We start from the raw sequence: 18,092 nt of genomic DNA on the forward strand, positions 1-18,092 counted from the left end.
CTGCCCCGTCGGGCCCCTACGGCCGCAGGGTCAAGGTGCGCACGCCGAGTTTGCCGTCGTGGTCACGGATCTTGAGCCGCCACGTGATCGGTGCAACCGCCGGGGGCGCCGGCGCATGGGGCGGTACCGGTGGCGGCTGCGCGATCGTGACGGTGACGGTGGTTCCGGTGATGCCGACGCGGGCGCGCGACGCCTCAGGCGGGTCATCGACGAGTTCGAACGGCCCGCTCCCCCCGGTGATCGTCAAGTCGAGCGGCGCCGCCGGGGTCACGTCGAAAGCAGCGGCATCCAAGGTGAAGTTCGGGTTGACCGTGATGGTGAACTTCCGCTCGACACCGGCTCCGAACCGCACCACCACGTCGACGTTCTGGGCGGACTCCACGAACTTGTCCTTCGCGGCGGTGAACCTCCATCGTTCGCCTCGCGGCGCGACGTCGGCCTCACGCTTGACCTGCAACAGGTTTCCGGCCGGGACGATGCTGGCCGGTCCGGCCACCTTGATCGGTAGCTCGAGATCGAAGGAACCGGCGGCGGTCATCGTCGCCGGGCCACCGCCGGGCGGCAGCGCCGGCAGGTCGGTGACGGTGATCAGGAAGTCGCGCACCGGAATCCAGAACGCGTCGTCGATGTAGGTACGTTTGCCGGCCAGCGTGGGGACGTCAGGGTGGTCGAGGTCGAACAGGTCCGCGTCGGCGGGCCGGACCGGCGCCCAGATGCGGACCCGCACGTCGGCCGGCAAGGTCGCACCGGCCGCCGGCGGGTCGACGGTCAGGTCCCAACCGGCTCCGGCGGGCCGGGCGGTGACGGTGACGCCAGCCCCCGCAGCGGCCTCCCAGGCCGTGGTGTTGTGTCCGGCAACTTTGAGAATCTGCTTCTCGGTGATGAACCGCGCGATACCCGGACCCGTCGGCGCGGCGCCACTGGCGGCGGGGGTGCTCCAGGCCACCGGATCGTCACCGAGGGTGACGGTGGATTCGACGGTGATGGTCGCGATATCGGTGTTGGCCCGGTCCTCAGACGGAGTTGCGGGCAGCGGCAGCCGGACCGGCGGAATGGTCGCCTGCCAGGTGCCCGGCCCCGCGCAGACCAGGTAGCACCCGAGCCCGCTGAATACCCGCGGCGGGATGGGCACGATGGCCCGCAGGTGCGGCCGCATGACGGTGCCTGCCGGGACCTCCAGCAGTTCGGTGACGGTAGGGGCCCCGCCACCGGCTATCGGCGGACCGTCGACCCGCAAGGTGCTCGGCGCTGTGCCGCTTACCGTTTCGTAGAGCTGGGCCGGCAGCAGCAGCGTGCCTGCGGCGGGCGTGAACTGCAGGATGCCGTAGAAATCGGAGCTGTCGTAGTAATCGATGCAGGCCACCAGGCCCGAACCGTCGGCGTCGCAGCGACCCATCGCGGTGTTGCGGCTCTGCCAGCCGTCGTAGAACGACATCAGCCGAACCGCATCGCCCAGCGGGGCCGTGACGTTCGCATCGGCAATGTCGGGCATGTTGGTCAGGTCGGCGTTGAACTTGTCGTCGACGCTGAGAATGTTCGAGTACAGGTTGCCGCTCTTCCGGCTCGCCTGCTGTTCGAGGAAGTTTCGCTCGCTGTCGGGAAGGATCAGCTTGATGAACCCCACCAGCGGGGTCCACGCCTTCAGGTCCAGCGCCCTGGTAAGCACCCGGCCGAGCACTACCCGCCAGTCCTTCGACTCGTCATCGGAGGCACGGACTTTGGGAATCTTGTTGATGATCGCTTGGTTGACCGGGTTGAACACGGACGCCCAGTCGTCGAAGTTGGTGGACAGGATCGCCTTTCGTGCGTCGTCGTGCGGCAGAGCGGGGCCGAGGATGACGAAGCTCCAGATGATCTGCATCAGACCGCCGATGCTGATCAGCTCGAACCAGTTGGCGTCGAGGCCGGCAGGCCCGTCCACATCGATTGGCCCATGGTCCATCCAATGGACGTCGTCTCGATCGGCGTCGTTGGCAACCAACACGTCGCGGATGCTGCGGAACGCTCCCTGCAGCGGCAGCGCGCCGAGAATCGGTCCCCACCACGTGTTCTGCAACGTGTGGACGAGTTCGTGATCGGCCAGTGCGTCGGCCATGGACCAGCGGGCCCGCGGTTCCTCGGGCACCTGCACCTCCCCCGGGAAGGCAAACACCTTCCCGCTGCCGGCGTCCGGGCGGGTGACCGCACCTTTGACGAAATCCCGCACCACGACCTGGAAGGCCCCGGTGGCATCGGGTGTGATCTGTTGCCGGTACCGACGGGGTCTACTGTCGAAAGCGTCTGGCTCCCAATAGAATTTGCCGTCCTCTTCGACGATTTTCAACTGTGAGGACAACAGCCAGTAGTGACTCCCGGCGACCGTAACCGGCTGCCAGTAATCGTTGAAGTCGGGGTGCATGGCGGCCGGTCGCGGCGTGGCGTGCAGGAAGTACCGCCAGCCGCTGGGCTGTCGGGCGAGGCTGTAGTTGCCGGTCCCGTCAACCGGCACCACGCCCATGATCGACGCCGGCCAGGCGCCGTAAGCGGACGGCAGGCCGCTGCCGGTGTGCCGGATGAACCGCGCCGCGCACATCTTTGTGCCCACCGAGCCGCCTTCCGGCGCATAACGGGTCAACGTGAACGGCCCGGTTCCGACGAGCGGGTCGACGGTGTCCACGGCGACCGTGCCGATAGCTGAGATCTGCCGAACTCGCCGGGCCGCACCGTCTTCGATGAGCACCGGTTGGTTCATCGCCATCAGCGCGGTGTCTGTGACCTTGACCGTCAGCACGTCGGCGGCCTGCGTTACCCCGGTCCCCTTGTCGATGTCCCGGTTCGTTTCCTTGAGCCGGGCCACCCGGACGGCGCCGACAGCCAGCCCGGCGAGTGGTTCGTCCAGGGTGATCGACGCCGGAACCGCCGCAGTGCCGGGCTGCCCCTCCGGGCCCGGCGGGCCGGCCGGGACTGCAGCGTCGACCCTGCTCACCCGGCCGTACCCGGAGGCCGAACCTGAGATGACCTGGACCAGGTCACCCACGGCGAACGGCTGATCGCCGCTGAAGGTCAACTGCGCCGGTTGCTCCGGCGGCCCGGGGTACTGCCCGTTGGCCGCGGTCCCGTCCGGCGCCAGCCGGTACACGGTGGCCCCGGCAACGGCGGCGCCGCCAAGAGTCGGTGCCACCGTGACCGCGACGGACACGGCCTCCACCTGCGTGTAGGCGTCGGGACGTTCGGGGGTTGCCGGGTCGGGTGTTGTTGGTGCGCAGCGGAACACATCGCCGACGGCCACGGTGTGTCCTGGCGCGGCGAGGTCTATCTGCTGGGCCCCGGTCGCCCCGGCTCGAACCGCCCAGCCCGCACTGGTGGCCGTCGACGCAGTCAACATCTGCACGGTGATGTCGTCACGCAGGTCGGGTTTGGCGGTGAACCGGGACGGTAGATCGTGGTCGAGCACGGCGACCGGATGTGCGCCTGGGACGACGGTCAGCACCGCGCCGTACGCCGCGGTGAGGGTGTCCGCGGAAACCCCGATCACCGTGCCGGTCGAAATGCCCGAAGCATCGGGCACATTGATCGCGAACCACACCTGCGGGATGAGATCGGCGGTGCTGGTCTGGCCGCCGGTCCCCAGATATTCGTCCACCCGAAGCGTTTCGTCATCGTCGTCCTCGGTGGGTGCGGGCATCACGGGCGGCATCGGCGTCGCCAGCACGACGGTGCCGCGGGCATGCGCCACACCGGGTTTCACTCGGTCCTCGAAGGTCTGCAGCGGACCGCGGGTCCCTACGGCGTTGCCCGGGCCGCGGGTCCAGAAGCTGGCGTGCACCCATTCCCGGTGGTCGTCGTCGGTGCTGGTGATCACCAGTATGGAACCGCCGGCCTGGCCGGAGAATCGTCGCGCGTCGAGGCTCGGCCTACCGTCCGGACCGGGGGTCCCGCCGATGTCGTCGAGTTCGATCATGCGGGGCCGGTCGAGCATGTGGAAGTAATGCCGGCTCTCCCACACCACGTGACCGATGGTGATGCACCGGTCCCCGCTGACGCCGGTGACGCAGCGCGGGAAGAAGCCGTTGAGCGCCAGGGCCGTAGTGGCCAACCGGGAACTGCCGCTGAGCCCGCGCATGTCGAACATCGAGTGCTGCGGCCAGAAGAGCCCGAAGAGGCCGATGATTTCGAAGTAGAAGTTCAGTGGGGCGAACAGGAATACCGACAGCGAGGTGAGCGGTGCGCCCCAGGTTGGTGCCAGGAAGAGGGTGAGAAAGAAGTTGACCCACGAGAAATGACCGTCACGGTCCGGCCGGCCCAATGGGTCGTATTGGCTCAGCGCATAGGCGTGAACGCCGGCGGCCGGCACCTCGACCGGCAACGTCGCAGCGGCCTGGCCCGCAAGCCGGCGAGGATCGTCTGGGTCACCATGCCACGGATCGGGGGTCAGGAAACTCCCGGTCTCCGGATCCAGTTCGCGTGCGCCGAAACAGATCAGGCCGCTGCGACCGTCGGCGATGTGCCCGAACAGCGTCGGCCGCCATCCGGCGCCGATCTCGACCTCACCGAACGGCGGCTGCATCGCATCCTCCAAGCACCAGCCGGTCGCCGCACTCGCCACCCCGAGCAACGTGCCGAGCGGATCGGTGAGATAGAGCTCGTCGACGTCGTCGTCGGCATCACAGCGGGCGATCACCCGGCCGTTCCACCATAGGAATCGGCACACCGGGTCGCCCGAGGCGGTGGTCACCGACCACAGTCGCCCGGTCGGATCGCGATGCTCGCGAAACTCGGTGCCGTCCACGGTGACCGAGATACGTCGACCCAACCCGTCCCAGCCGTACTCGACCGTGCGCTGCGGGGTGATGACCGCACGTAACTGCCCCAGCGGGTCGTACCGGTAGTCGGTGCGGTACCCGCGGCAGGTCCGGGCGGTGCGCCGGCCGTTCGCGTCATAGTCGTAGGCCACGGTCTGCTGTGGCCCGATCAGCTTGCGGATCCGGCCGCCGTCATCGGTGCGCACCACGGTGCGGACACCGTCGGTGACCTGAGCGCATAGCTCGCCGGCGCGGTACTGCCGACTGTGCGTAATCCGTCCCCCGTCATTGCTTTCCGTCCATCCGGACAAGGCGCCCTGACCGTCACGGGTGTAGTCGATGGTCCGCCCGCCGTGCCAGGTGCGGCGGGTGACGCGGCCGGCGAGATCCAGTTCGGTATCGACAAGCGGGTTTTCAGCCGCATCCGCCCATCGGGTGCCACGTTCGGTGACCCGCTCCGACCACCGCAGCACCGCCGTTTCGAACTGCACCGCATCGCGGGATTCGTTGACGGTCACCAGTTTCCGGCCGTCGAGCCGGTGTACCGACCAGTGGCCGTCGGACCACCCGTAGATCAGATCGTCGTAACCGGGCACGGTGACTCGGCGGGGCCGGCCGTGTTCATCGGCATCGATCCGAAGCACCGCCGCACCGCGCTGCACGCGCACGGTCCGTTCGCGCAGTTCGGTGCGGGTGACTCCACCCGGATCGGTTGCGGTCAACCGGTGGGTGCGGTCGATCTCGGCGGCCTGCGCCGGTGTCAGCCCCATGGCACGCAAGGCTGCGGGCACGGTGGCACCGCCGGCGGCCAGTCCGACCAGCGCAGTGCCGTCGTCGCCGACGATGCGCAGGGTCCCGTTGGCGTCATCGCGGTGCACCCTCAACGTCGTACCGTCGGCCAGTTCCACTCGTACCGGGTGGCCCTCGCCGTTGTGCCACACACGTCGGCGCCCGCGCGCGGGATCGTCGAAGACTTCTACGAGAGCCTCGTGTGCCCGGTCGTCCATCGTCGTCATCTCGACCTCATCCCACGCTCACGCTCACCGACGCTCCGTCGGAGATCCGGGCCAGTTCGTCGAGCAGCGCGTCCCACTCACGTTGCACACCGTCGAGCACGGCGGTGAACGTCTGCCTGATCTCGTCGACGATTCCCAGCGCGAACTGCAGATCGATGGCGGCGATGGTATCCAGCGCCGTCCCAAACGATTTGGTCTTGGCCACCAGTGGAGCCAGCACGGCGCTGGGTCGCATGGTTTCCAGTTGCGCCTTGATCGGCGCGAACGGATCGGTGTCAGCGAACAAGGTGGCCGGCGAGACCGATCGCAGCTGCGCGATACAGGTGTCGAACACGTGCCCGAGTTCGGCCGCCAGCGCCGCCGGTGAGTGCAGCCCGAGGAGAGAGATCGCGGCGTGGATGACGCCGCGCACCGCCTCCTCGACCACGGCCGGGTCGAACACCTCGACATTCGCGAGCACTCGGTCCAGGCCGGCCTGCAACCGGTCGATGACCGCCTCCGGCATCAACTGCTCGATCCCGGCGAACAGGCTGTCGACCAGTTGGAACAAGCCGTCGGCCAGCGCGTCGGCCAACGCCACGAACCGGGACTCGATACGGGAGCCGATGGCGTCGAGTTGGTCGGCCAACGCGCTGGGATCGATCCGATCGAACACCGCATCGAGGAACGCCGCAGTGGCGGTCGTCGGGTCCAGGGTTCCGGACACCAGCTCGACCGGAAGCGCCGCGTCGAGCGCGCGGGCCAGCACCCGCAGGCTCCGGCCCAAGGTGGCCGAATCCGAAGTCTGCCGCAACCGAGCGACGTGCGAAGTGAGCTGCGGGTCAACCGCCGCGCTGACCCGGGTGTCGAGCTGCACGCCGCTCGTCGCCGCGTTCAACTGAACGCTCGCCGCGGCGTCGACGTCGAGCGCGGCCACCGCCAACCGGAACGACTCCAGGTCACGGCGCAGCCGCGCCGGCGGGCCGTCACCGGCGTTCGGGTCCAGCCAGGCCAGCCGCGCGTCGAGGGCGTCGCCGAGCCTGACCGCGAATCCGTCGGCCGGGTCGGTCAACGCGCGCAAACCCCTTGTCGCCGTGGCAAGTCCGGACAGCGCCGGTTCCAGGGCATCTCCGGACAGGTCCGCCAGCCGATCCCGCACCTCACCGAGAAACAGCGCCAGCGGGCGCAGCACGTCGCCGAGCCGGAATCCGTCACCGGGTACCGGCACCGGGACCGCACCGGACAGGCCGCCCTGCAGCCGCTGCCCCAAGCGGCTGGACATCTGATGGGGCATGTCGGCGAGCCCGCCCAGCACAGCCCGCAGCGTGGCCGCAATGTCTATGCCGTCCAACGTATCTCGCAGTTCGCCATGCGCCTCCCGCAGCGGTGCGAACAGTGGCGCTGGGTCCAGCGCGGCGGTCAAGCCGCCGATCACATCCTGGAATTCGCGCTCCAGCGGCGCGACCAAGGCGCGGGGATCGAGATGACCGAGTCGCGCGATCACCTCGTCGAACAACCGTTGGACGGCGTCGATCAACGGTTGCAGGCTGAGCCGGTCCACCGCACCGACGAATTGTTCGTAGGGCGGGTCGAGTTCGGCGATCAACGCCGCCGGCGTCGCCTTGGCCAGCGCATCACCGGCCACCTGCCAGATGCCTTCGACAGGGCTGATCAGCGCGCCGACATCGATGACCGCGACGGACTTCTCGAACGGATGCGTGATCTCGCCCGCGACGTCGATTTCACGAAGCACGGCGGCGGCGGTCGAGACGGCGACCTTGACCGGTTCCGGCACGTCTCCGCCGCCGACTGCCTCGGTCACCTGATTGCGGATACCGTGAAGCAGGTCCAGAGTCGCGGTGCCCGCCGCCTGGAAGTCGATGCCGTTCAGCTCGTCGACGACTCGGGCGAGTTGTTCGGCGACCTGCTGCACGAACGGCACCAGCCGGTCCACGATGCCGCCGAGCGGTTCGATGACGGCGTCCACCGCATCGCGTACCGGTGCGATATCGATGTCCGCGAGCAGTCCGTTCACCTGAGCCACCACGGCGTCGACGCCGTCGGTGACCGTCGCGGGATCCAGGGCCGCGATCGCGGCGTTCAACTCGCGGATCGGAGTGATCGCCTCGTCGAGGAAATCGAACCCGTCGAAGGCCAGCACCTTCTGCTGGGCGGCGACCACCGCGGCCACCGCATCGTCGCGCAGCGCACGGACCGGCAACCGCTCCAAAAACCTTGCGGCTTCGTCGAATCCCCGATCCAGTCCGGAGAGCAGATCGTCCAGCCGGTCCAGCCCGGAGGCGGACAACAGTTCATCCTTCATCGCCGCCATGGCGGCTGCCGCGGCTTCCGGAGTGAGCTGGTCGAGCGCATCGGCCATCCCGTCCAACGATTCGACGAGTTGGCGCGGGATATCCTCGCCCGGCAACGGCAGGGCTGCGGCCAGCCGGTCCAGCGCGGCGGCCAGGTCCAGCTCGGGCAGCGCGTTGGCGGCCGTGCGCAGATCGGTGGCCAGCCCGTCGGCGAATCCGGACACAGCGACGCCCACGGCGTCGAGCGCGATCCCAACCTCATCGATCACCGCCAGCAGCGCAGGGATGTCCGGCGTCGGGGACGCCATCAGTGCGTAGCCCACGTCCAGCCGCAGTTCCACGGTCGCGATGGCCGACTGCAGCGGACGGGCGTCGCCGGCGTCGGTGACCAGGGTGAGTATGCGCCCGGCCCCGTCCACCAGCCGTTGGACCGCGGTCAGGTCCAACCCCGTCAGCACGGTGCCGAGGACGTGGAGAAGCTCAGCGGGGCCCGGATCGTCGGCCAATGCCGACAACGCCTGTAGTGGGGCGGCGAACTCGTCGGGAATCTCGACCTGCAGCGTGCGCGCGGCCTGGTCGGTGACCTCCCGCAGCATCGTCTCGAGGTTCAGTGAACCGCCCAGTGCGGCGAAGATCCGGTCCAGCACCACGGTGCCGTCACCCCCGCCGCTGAACGCCTCGGTCAGGATCCTCAGCCGCGCGGTGATCTGCTCGAACCCGCCGACAATGTCTGCCACGCCGCTCAAGTCGGGCAGCTCGATCAAGCCGGACAACGCGTGAAGAGCTTGTCCGCCAAGGTCATTGACGACAGCTGCATCCAACTTCACCGCGCCGGCCGCAGTCAGCGCCGGCCCGAGGTCGCCCAGCAGGACCGTCGGGTCGAGGTCGGCCAGCGACAGCTGCTGGGCCTGCTCGAACGCGTTTCTGGCCCGGCTGAGCGCACTGTCGACCGCCGCGAAGTCCAGGGCGTTGATCTCGGCTTCGAAGGTGGCCATCATGTCCCCCGCGGGTAGCTCAGCCGGGCGTCGGTGATTTCGACGGTGCAGAACAGGGCGCTGGCCAACACCGGTGCCGCGCCGAGGAACGCTTCGGCAGGTAATGAGGCCCGCACCGTCGCGATCGCCAGCTGATCGACGGTCATCAAGGTGTGGCCGCCCAACCGCACAGGGCGACCGGCGGGATCTGGATCGACCACCACGATGCGGACCAGCGGATCCGGGTCGGCGACCCAGTACAGCGTCCCGGTGCCGGCGCTGACCTCGATCGCAGCGGATTCCTCGACGCGCACCGGCTGCGGCAGGTCGATCCAGATCACGCCGAGGGCGGTGGACGCGTCGACGGAGACAGTGCCGGGTGCGCCGAGCACCTTCGCGGGAGTTCCGCCCACAGTGGGGGCCGCTGCCACCAGGCGCACCAACAGCGCGCTCGGCTGCGGGCAGTAGCCGACCAGACCGATACGGCTGATCTGCTCACCGCGCAATGCCAGCGGCGGCAGGACCCGCAGCACCGCATCCTGGCGGACCACTACGCCACGCTGGGCCCCCACGGCCGGCATCGGATCGGACACCTCGGCCAGCCGACTGCCGTTATAGGTGACCCGCACATCGGCCACCACCGTCGTCGGGGCGGCCTGCGGCAACGGCGAATCAACGGGCAACCCGACCGGCTCGCCGGCCAATTCGACAGTGGCGGTGCCTGGGAGTTCGCGAATCAGTTCACCGGTCACCGGGGTGAGCCGGAACCGCACCTGGCACGGGAATTTGCTGGTGAGCTTGATGCTGCCGGCCACTGGTGACGCCGCGGCCCGCAACTTCTCGACCGCGGCGGACAGCGCCACTGTGACGTCCTGCTGCTGTGCGCTGCCCTCGGGCAACGGACCCGGAAAACTCCACAACGTCGCACCGTCCGGACCGGTCAAGGTGAGATCGACCGGGACCGGCGCGGCCCACCCGTAGACGTGTTGCACGGTCAACGGAAGGAACTCGAACTCGGCCGGGTCGGCGCCCTTGACCACGGCTATGCGCAGCGGGCCCGGCAGGTCCGGTACGCGCAGCACGGCATTGTCGAAGGTGGCCCCGGTCAGCATCGGCGGTATCGGACCGCTCCCGTCTACGGGCGGTACAGCCACCGCCGGCGTCCAAGTACCCTGCGAGCCGCGCTGACTGACCATGATCCGATAACCCTTGACTTTCAGGTTGTCCGCGGACCCGAAGGTCCGCCCGTCGGCCTTCAGCCCGGTGAGCTTGAGCGCCCGGATCCGCCGTCCGGCAGGCACGTTCACAGTCAGCTCGGTGCCCGGTCCGGTGGCGAGCTCGCCGAGCGGATAGCCTGCGAAGTCCGCTGCCCTGACCGCCTGCACTTCGATCGTCACCGGGTCCAATTCCACCCGGTCGGCCCCGGACAACATTGGCCCCCAGTCGAATCCGAACTCCAGCCCCTCGGCGGGGACTTCCACGATCGGGGGCAGCACGAAGATCTGCTGGGTCTGCGCGCCGACGACAGCGACGGTGTCCAACCGAACCGTCTTCTGCTCCGGCGAGAGCAAGGTGAGCACGTCGAGCGCCGCCATCATCCGGTCACCGCCAGCGGGAACCGGGCCAGTTCGATGCCCACAGCGGGGGCGGCACCGGCGTGGGCCACGCAGACCACCAGCTGGTCCTCGGCGGGCCCGGCCGGGGGCTCATAACCGAACTCCGCGGCGTCGCCGACGAGGGTGATCAACCGGGTACCGCCCGGCCCCACCGCCCCTCCGGACAGGTTCCCCGCGCCGGGTCGCCCGCCGGCATCGACCACTCGCACCGCGAGCTCACCGAACGGGCTGACCGTCGGCGCGTCACCGGTCAGCCGTGACGTACCCGCAGCGCCGACCCGGACAGTCAACGGAACCAACGGATCCCCGGCCCGGATCAGCAGCGGCCACGGTTCCAGCGCCACCGGCAATGTCGCGGTCCGTACCAGCGCGGCGGTGATCTCGACCCCGGTGATACCGGGCGTGTTCCGTGGCCAGAACCAGCCGTCGGCACGCATTTCGACTGCAGGCAGCGCATCGGGGTCCGAACTCGGCAGAATCGAAACAGACTCGGGCAGTAGACAATCCAAAACGAAACCGGGGTCTCCCGGCGCGGTCAGAGCGCGGCCGCTGCGCAGGTCCTGGCTGTCCAGTTCGTACAGCAGTGCGTCGAGTGCGGTCGCGGTCTGCGCACGGGTTCCGTTGGCGCCGGACCGGACCTCGACGCGGATCCCGCAACTCAGCCGCACCACCCGACGGGGGTCGTCGGCGCCGGGAACCTGCTCGGGCCGACGGCCGGCCCCGAACTTCTCGGCGACCACCTCGGCTCGACTGACACCCACCAGCGCGGTGATCTGGTTGGCGTTGGCCGGTCCCGGCGTGACGAACACCCGGCCCGCCAGCGGCGCGGCGAGACGGCTGCCGAGAACGTCGGCGAGTCGGGTCTCCAAGTCGGCGATCATGTGTTGGCCTTATCCGCGCGGCCGCACGATCGGGCCCAGCACGATGCCAGGCCCGGGATCCACATGTGTTGCCAGCCTGGTCATCTCCGACCGCAACTGGTCGTTGTTGCGACCCAGCTCGGTCAGCAGCTCTTCACGGGTGATCCCGGTCGGCCGCGGTGTGACCTGACGTTGTAGCTCGGACAGCTGCCCGTCGACCCGGCGCCGTTCGGTTACCATCTCGGCCCGCAGGGCGGCGTCACGGCTGTCCAGTGTGGCGGTTGTGCGCTGCTGGACGGCGGCCAGCTCGGTGTTCGTAGCGTTCAGCCCGACCCGGATGTCGTCGAGTCCGGTTTGAAAAGTGCTGAGCTGCCTGGTGAGTCCGCTGATCCGGTCGTCCACGGTCGCGGTGAACGCGGCCAACAGCTCGGGGCGCGCCTCGGTGATCGCGGCGCTCACCCGGTCATCCAACGACCCTTGCAGTTCGGTGATCCGCTGATCGACCGTGGCGCGCAGGGCCGAGGCGGCGGCGTCGAAACGCTCGGTCAGCCTGTCGTCACTGGCCGTCTGCCCCTGCTTGATCAGCTCGGTCAGGTCGGTGGTGATCCTCGTCTGCAACTCGCCGCGGAAGTCGGCGGCGGCGTCGCGGGCGGCCTGCACCGCGGACAGGATCACCTCGTCGATGCGGGTGCTGAGCTGGGTTTGCATCGCCTCGGTCAGCGTCCGTGCACTGTCTTCGGCCTGACGTTGCGCGGTAACCCTGGTCTCGTCCAACAACTCTGCTTTGACGGCGGCAGTCAGCCGCGCCGGCCGGCTCTTGATCGCGTCGGTGAGTTCCTGCTCGGTCACCAAAGTGGTCTGCAGCTCGGTAAGGCGGCGTTCGAACTCGGCGGCATCCAACAGTGTTCCGGCGGGCGTGGTGAGGCGTTGCCTGAGCTGGTCGATCTGGCTCAGGCCGTCGAGCAAGGCGGCCGGGGTGAGGTCCCCGAGCCCGGTGGCGAAGGCGCTGACTGCCGACACATTGGTGGCGATGGCGTCCAGTGACGAGCGCAGCGCGGCGATCTCGTTGCGCGGGTCCTTCATTCCGGACACGGTGCGGGACAACACGGTCAGGGCCGAGGCGCGGTCCAGATCGTTGGTCTCCTGCCGGCCGGTGACCGTCCGCAGTTCGCGCACCTCACGGCTCACGTCATCGAGCCGCCCGCTGACGAGCGCCGCCTGACGTTCGATCGACGTGACCCGGGCCGTAGCCCCGGGATCGGACAGCGGTCCACCTTCGATGAGTGCCCGCAGCCGCGGATCCAGCCAGCCCAGCGTGACCTGGTCGGGATGGTCATGGGCGGGTACCGCGGTCGGCACGCCGGCGGCGACGACCGCGCGAGCCACTTCCAGCAATGCGCCGACCACAGTGTTCCAGTCGGCGGCGGCGATCACTTCGCCACGAGCCCGCGACGACAGCGGCAACAACCGGTCGGTGAGGGCTTTCAGCCGCTCGATGTCGGCAACGGTGGCCATCGCCTAGCTCCCCCCGAGCTTGGTGGTGCGCTGCAGCAGGCTGGTACGCCGATAGGTGTCGAGTTCCTGGTCGGCGCTCAGGGCGCCACCGCCGGCGGCGAAGGCCTGCGTGATACCGACCATGGTCTTGACGTTGTCGTTGTTCAGGAACGCGTCGGCATCGGCGCCCTGTGCCTGAGCGATGTGCTGCACCTCGGCCGACAGCACCGCGCCCGCATCGGCCAGCTTCTGCGAATACTCCAAAGTGCTGCTCTGCCGGGCCAATTCGAGGTCGTCGACCCGTGCCAGGATCCGGTCGCGGTCGGCGCCGACGACTCCCCCGACGTCGAGCACCTTGGTGGTGATCCGGCGCAGGTTCTGGCTTTCGATGTCGCGCCGCAGCTCGAGCATGCTGTTGCCGAACGAGGTGATGAACCGGCGCAGGTTGCCCTGCACCTCATCGATCTTGGCGGCGATCTCGGGGTGGTCATGTCCACGCGGGCTGACCAGCGCGGTCAGCTCGAGCACTGCCCCGGCCACATCCGCCACCGCATTCACCAACTGATTCCAGTCGCCGGCGCGGATCGCTTCCCCCGGCGCCTTCCCACCGACCGCCGTCGCGCTCGTGCGGGCCGCGGTCACCGTCTGCTGAACAGGTCCCAGGTCGGCATCCGGCACATCCTGGATCGGGGTGTCCCGGAAGTCATCGGGCCGGATCGGGATCGGGACGAAGGTCGGTAGTGGCACCGGCAACGTGGTGACCACGCCGGTGAACAACGGCGATATCACGTTGGGGTGTTTGACCGCGATCTGCCACTGACCCGGATCGAGGTCGCGGACCAGCAGGGTGCCGTCCAGGAACGGTTTGCGTTCCAGCGTTTGGCCGGTGACCGGATTGGTCAGTGTGACCACGGCATCCCGGTTGGCCGGCGGATAGTTTTGCAGCCTGATGCTGAGGCTGCTCTTGGCGACTGGCATCAGCGTCTCCTTTGTCTCGGCGCGGCCCTCAGCGGGCCAGCCACTGCAGGTCTCCGAACGGGAATTCGACCTCCCAGAACAAGGTCAGGTCGTGGTCGGCCGCCTTGGTAACCGGCGGGAAGACGACCCGGTTGTAGAGCACGTCACCACCTGCCCGCCGGGACATCAGAGCGGCCTCACGAAGCGTTCCGACCCCGGCCGCGTTGGGCAGGGTGGCCCGCACCTTGACCAGAACCCGACTTCTCGTCTCGTCGACCGAGGTGGTGAACGCCTCGGCAGGAATCGCCGCGACGGTGTCGCCGGTGATTCCCGGTTGGCCGGTGCCGTCGTCGTTTCCGAGCGCCGCCACCGCGACGGCAGTGGGGTCGGCATCACTGGTGCCGACCGCCATGTGGGTGATCGGGGCGCCGGCACCGGTGAACAACTCCGCGATCAGCTGGCCGCCGGTGCGCAACACCGTGTTGTGGGCTTCGCGCGCCTGTAACACGCTCCCGTAGCGGTCGACGAGTTCGATCCTCAACTGCGCTCGCATGTCGTCTCCTGTCCCTATCCGTAGGTGCTGTCGTCATATGCCGTGACGCCGAACAGGCCGCCGGAGTCGGTCAGCCGGTCGATGCCGACGGTGCCGATTTCGTGTTGCGCCAGCCCGCTGATCCCGGCCAGGTGATCGAGTTGACGTTGGCTGTCGTGCAGCGGCCGGAACCGCGCCTCGGCGTTCACCCCGGCAGCGGCCAGTTCACGGATACCGGTACCGACCGATCCGCACAGCTGCTCGCGTGCCTCGAGGGCGGCCTCGAGGCGACCGGTGTCACTGACCAGAGCGGCGGCGTCCAAGTCGAGCCGAATCGTGGCGGGACGGCGCTCGAACCAGCTCAGATCCAGGTAGGCGGCCGGGTCGAGATAGAACAGGGCGTGATCGAAATGTGATGTGTCCCAACGCCCCTCGGAGAGATCCAGCCCGGCCAGCGCAAGCAGCGCTCGGTCGAGTCCGGGGGCGTCGAAGTGGGCGACCGGCAGAAACCACAGATCGTTGGGCCCGGGCCGCAGGGTCAAGGCTCGTGGCGCGCCCACATCGGCCGGCGTCCACGGGGTACCGGCAACCACCTGGCGAATGCCGTGCAGCTGGGCGGTGGCGTCGGATCGGTTGAGCTGCGCGGTGATCGAACCGTCGGGGCGAGCCTGCAGCCACAACCGATCGCCGAGGCGCAACTCACCGAGGAAGGCCAGGCCCTCGCCCGTGGTGGCGTTGACGAGGACGGGAACGTATTCACTGTGCCGGCCTCCGACGTACAGCACCGACAGCGCAGCGGAATCCAAGCCGCCGTGGCAGACCTGCCGGGTCAGCGGTTCGGCCGACCCGGGTCCACCGAGTCGCATCGTGCGCAGCTGCGGCTGGTTCTCGATGAACGCGTGCCCGCCGCGGGTGAACTCGGTCGCCCAGGCACCGAACGGCGGTAGCACGTCGATCGCATTGGCCCGCTCGAAATCCTCGGTATACAGCCGCGTGAACGCCATGAGAGCGGGAACGCTCACGGCGCCGTGCTCCAGCCTCGCGGTGCGCAACGCGTGCAGCCAGGCGCGGTACTCGTTCAGGCCCTGCCAGGGTTGCGGCGGGATGTCCAGCAACGCACCAAGGGCGGCGGCCTCCGACAGCTCGACTGTGGTGTCAAACCAGTGTGCGCGCTGGATGATCCGTGCGATCTCGTCGATGACGTCCAATTGCAGCCCGGCCACTTCGGCCAGCCCCCTGACCAACTCCCCGTCGCGGTACAGCGTGGGCAGGCGAGCGGCAATGGCGTCGGCGTGCGAGGTCATGACACGACCTCGTAGACATCCAGGGTCCGCTGCCGCAACTGCTCACCCGCGGCCACGGTGTAGCTGCCCTGTCCGTCGAGCAGTTGGACGAACCGTCCCGCCGACTCGACCACGATGCGGGCCTGCTCGCGGACCAGACCGAACAGCGGGCTGGACTGCAACGCCGACGCCACCGCGACCAGCGTCAGCGAGGCACCGGTGCCGAGCGTGGCCAGGTAGGCCTCGACCGCCAGCCGGATCGCGGTCGTCGCATCGTCGAGCGTGACGCCGGTCTGCAACTGCACTGGCAGGACCAGGTCGACCTCACCGCTGGTTGCCACGACACCGGTCGGGGTGCGTTCGGCCTGCGGTGTCGGAAACTCGAAGGGGCGCAACACATCGAGCACTTCGCCGGGCTGCAGGACTACCGGCCCGCCGGGCGCGGACGGGTCGCTCAGGGTGATCGCGGCGTCGGCGATCAACGGATCGGCCAGCGCGGCCGCGCTGAGCGCCGCGGGTCGGATCAGCGCCCCGGGTTCCAGCGCGGCGAGCTTGGCCGCGACGCGTTCCTCGACACCATCGGTCACCCGGTCCAGTTCGGCGCCGCCGACCCCGGTCCCACCCAGCACCAGCGCGACGCTGACCCGTACGGAACGCCGTCCTGCCGTGCGGGTATCGACTCGGATTCCGGCCGGCCGTAACTCGTCGATACGGCGGCGAACCTCTTTCTCGACCGCCGGGTCGGGACGGACGTAGGCGACAGCGGCGCGCACGACACCGGCCTGGCCGTCTGGCCACTCGGTGAGTTCCACCGCCTTGACACCGGGGATCGACAAGATGCCGAAGCGCAGAGCGTCCAGCGTGCCGCACACGCTTCCGTGCAGCGCTCCCCTGGCCCGTACGCGCAGCGCGTCATCGGACTCGGCCGCCGACTCTCGGTATGCCGCGGCGGGATTGCTTGCGGTCGAGATGCCGCCGATGGTGGTCTCCAACCGGTCCAGGGCACCGGCGGCGACCATCGCGGTGTCGACCGTGGCTCCCGCGGCCAGCACGCTGCGGGACTGTTCGCCTGCTTCGAGGGTGAGGTCGGCAACCGTGCGGTAACGCGCGGGTGGGGTCGCCGCATCGGTGACGACGGTGCCCGTGGGGATGGTGATCTTGCCGCCCGTTGTCGCATTGCGGCTGAACCGCACCTCGACGAGCGGATGGCGCGCGGGCAACCGAGTGACGCCGATGAGTGCCACCACTTTGTCCAGACCGGACCCTTCGGCGGTGTCCAGGAACGCCGAACGGTAGATGAGGTTGAGATACTGCTCGTCCTGGGCGATTTCGCGAGCAAACGTCTCCAGCACGGTGCGTGCCACCGAGCCGACGTTGAGGTCGGTCAGCGGCACCGGCCGGGCGATCTGCGTCGGATAGTAGTTCACCGTGAGGGTGGTTCCCGGAATCGGCTTGCGGCCGTTGTCCCGAAACACGACGACGTCGGGTAAGCCGTCGTTGTCGGCGTCGGCCAAGTCGAAGTCGGCGTTGGTGAACCGCACCGGCACCGGGGTTCCGGCGACGTCGGTGACCCCTTCGAGATGCGAGATGCGCCGGATCGGGCGGGATGCCAACTGGTTCAGCTGCAGTGGCCCGGCCACCGGGGCGGTCACCGCTTCGCGCACCGTCCCGCCGGTGAGAGTGGTCAGCAGATCTCGGACGATGTGCGGGTACGGCCGCGGGGTGTATTCCAGGTCGCTCACAATGCGACCTCCAGATCGAGTGTGACGGGGTCGCCACCGGCAGTGGGCACCACCGTGATCTCTACGACGAAGTCATCGAGATGCTCTCGTGCCGGGTCGAATTCCACGGCCAACGGCTTGTCCTGGACGCGAGGTTCCTCACGGACGGTCTCGAGAATGTATGCGCGGCACAATCCCCGCAGGGCTTCGGACTTGCGTTGTCCGATCAGCTCGGCGAGCCGCGACCCGTATCCGGCATGCCCCAACTCGGCCAGCGCACCTTTGGGGGTGAGTAGGCGCAGAATCATCGCCTGCGCCAGGTTCTCACGTCCGCTCACCGTGTCCAGATCGCTCAATTCCGTGACCCCGTCTGGTTCCGGTTGCCACCCCTGTGATGCGGCTGTGGAGGGTTTGACCGCCGCGAAACTCGGCCGCGGCGCCGCGTGTTGCACGGGAGTCGGACGGCTGCGCAGGTCGAGCCCGGCGGCATCGTGAGCCGCCATTCCGGGTGGTCCGGCCACGACCCGCAGGTCGGTGCCGAGCACGGATTCGGTGGTGGTCATCGCA

General features: G+C 68.7%; 10 protein-coding genes. All 10 read right to left on the bottom strand.

All coding sequences use genetic code 11. From position 1 onward, the window contains the following. Window positions 1-16 precede the first annotated feature (16 nt). From K6L26_RS18920 to K6L26_RS18965, 10 genes are read right to left on the bottom strand one after another with little or no spacing between them, the layout of a single operon-like run. On the bottom strand, window positions 17-5,797 hold the full coding sequence (locus K6L26_RS18920; protein ID WP_221851171.1) for an RHS repeat protein: 5,781 nt from the start codon (window positions 5,795-5,797) through the stop codon (window positions 17-19). Window positions 5,798-5,804: 7 nt separating this feature from the next. Further along, window positions 5,805-9,083, bottom strand: coding sequence for a hypothetical protein (locus K6L26_RS18925; RefSeq protein WP_221851172.1), 3,279 nt, complete (start codon window positions 9,081-9,083; stop codon window positions 5,805-5,807). Next, window positions 9,083-10,660 carry a hypothetical protein gene (locus K6L26_RS18930; protein WP_221851174.1) on the bottom strand — a complete coding sequence of 526 codons (1,578 nt, stop codon included), beginning with the start codon at window positions 10,658-10,660 and terminating at the stop codon, window positions 9,083-9,085. The genes K6L26_RS18925 and K6L26_RS18930 overlap by 1 nt, the downstream gene beginning before the upstream one ends. Beyond that, complete coding sequence (locus tag K6L26_RS18935; protein WP_221851176.1) at window positions 10,657-11,559, bottom strand: hypothetical protein; 903 nt, start codon at window positions 11,557-11,559, stop codon at window positions 10,657-10,659. The genes K6L26_RS18930 and K6L26_RS18935 overlap by 4 nt, the downstream gene beginning before the upstream one ends. A 9-nt stretch (window positions 11,560-11,568) precedes the next feature. Continuing rightward, window positions 11,569-13,053: a hypothetical protein gene (locus tag K6L26_RS18940; RefSeq protein ID WP_221851178.1), complete on the bottom strand. Its 1,485-nt coding sequence runs from the start codon at window positions 13,051-13,053 to the stop codon at window positions 11,569-11,571. Window positions 13,054-13,056: 3 nt separating this feature from the next. Next, window positions 13,057-14,010, bottom strand: a complete 954-nt coding sequence (locus tag K6L26_RS18945) for a hypothetical protein (RefSeq protein ID WP_076212476.1) — start codon at window positions 14,008-14,010, stop codon at window positions 13,057-13,059. A 28-nt stretch (window positions 14,011-14,038) separates the two neighbouring features. Continuing rightward, window positions 14,039-14,542 (bottom strand): hypothetical protein, encoded by a 504-nt coding sequence (locus tag K6L26_RS18950; RefSeq protein WP_221851179.1) that lies wholly within the window; start codon window positions 14,540-14,542, stop codon window positions 14,039-14,041. Between the two features lie 14 nt (window positions 14,543-14,556). Then, window positions 14,557-15,825: a hypothetical protein gene (locus tag K6L26_RS18955; RefSeq protein ID WP_076212477.1), complete on the bottom strand. Its 1,269-nt coding sequence runs from the start codon at window positions 15,823-15,825 to the stop codon at window positions 14,557-14,559. Next, the gene (locus K6L26_RS18960; RefSeq protein ID WP_221851181.1) at window positions 15,822-17,546 is read right to left on the bottom strand and encodes a baseplate J/gp47 family protein; all 1,725 of its coding nucleotides are present in this window, start codon (window positions 17,544-17,546) and stop codon (window positions 15,822-15,824) included. The genes K6L26_RS18955 and K6L26_RS18960 overlap by 4 nt, the downstream gene beginning before the upstream one ends. Beyond that, complete coding sequence (locus K6L26_RS18965; protein ID WP_052773228.1) at window positions 17,543-18,088, bottom strand: GPW/gp25 family protein; 546 nt, start codon at window positions 18,086-18,088, stop codon at window positions 17,543-17,545. The genes K6L26_RS18960 and K6L26_RS18965 overlap by 4 nt, the downstream gene beginning before the upstream one ends. Window positions 18,089-18,092 lie beyond the last annotated feature (4 nt).

The organism is Mycobacterium farcinogenes, from assembly GCF_019739075.1.
In the GTDB taxonomy this organism is placed as follows: domain Bacteria; phylum Actinomycetota; class Actinomycetes; order Mycobacteriales; family Mycobacteriaceae; genus Mycobacterium; species Mycobacterium senegalense.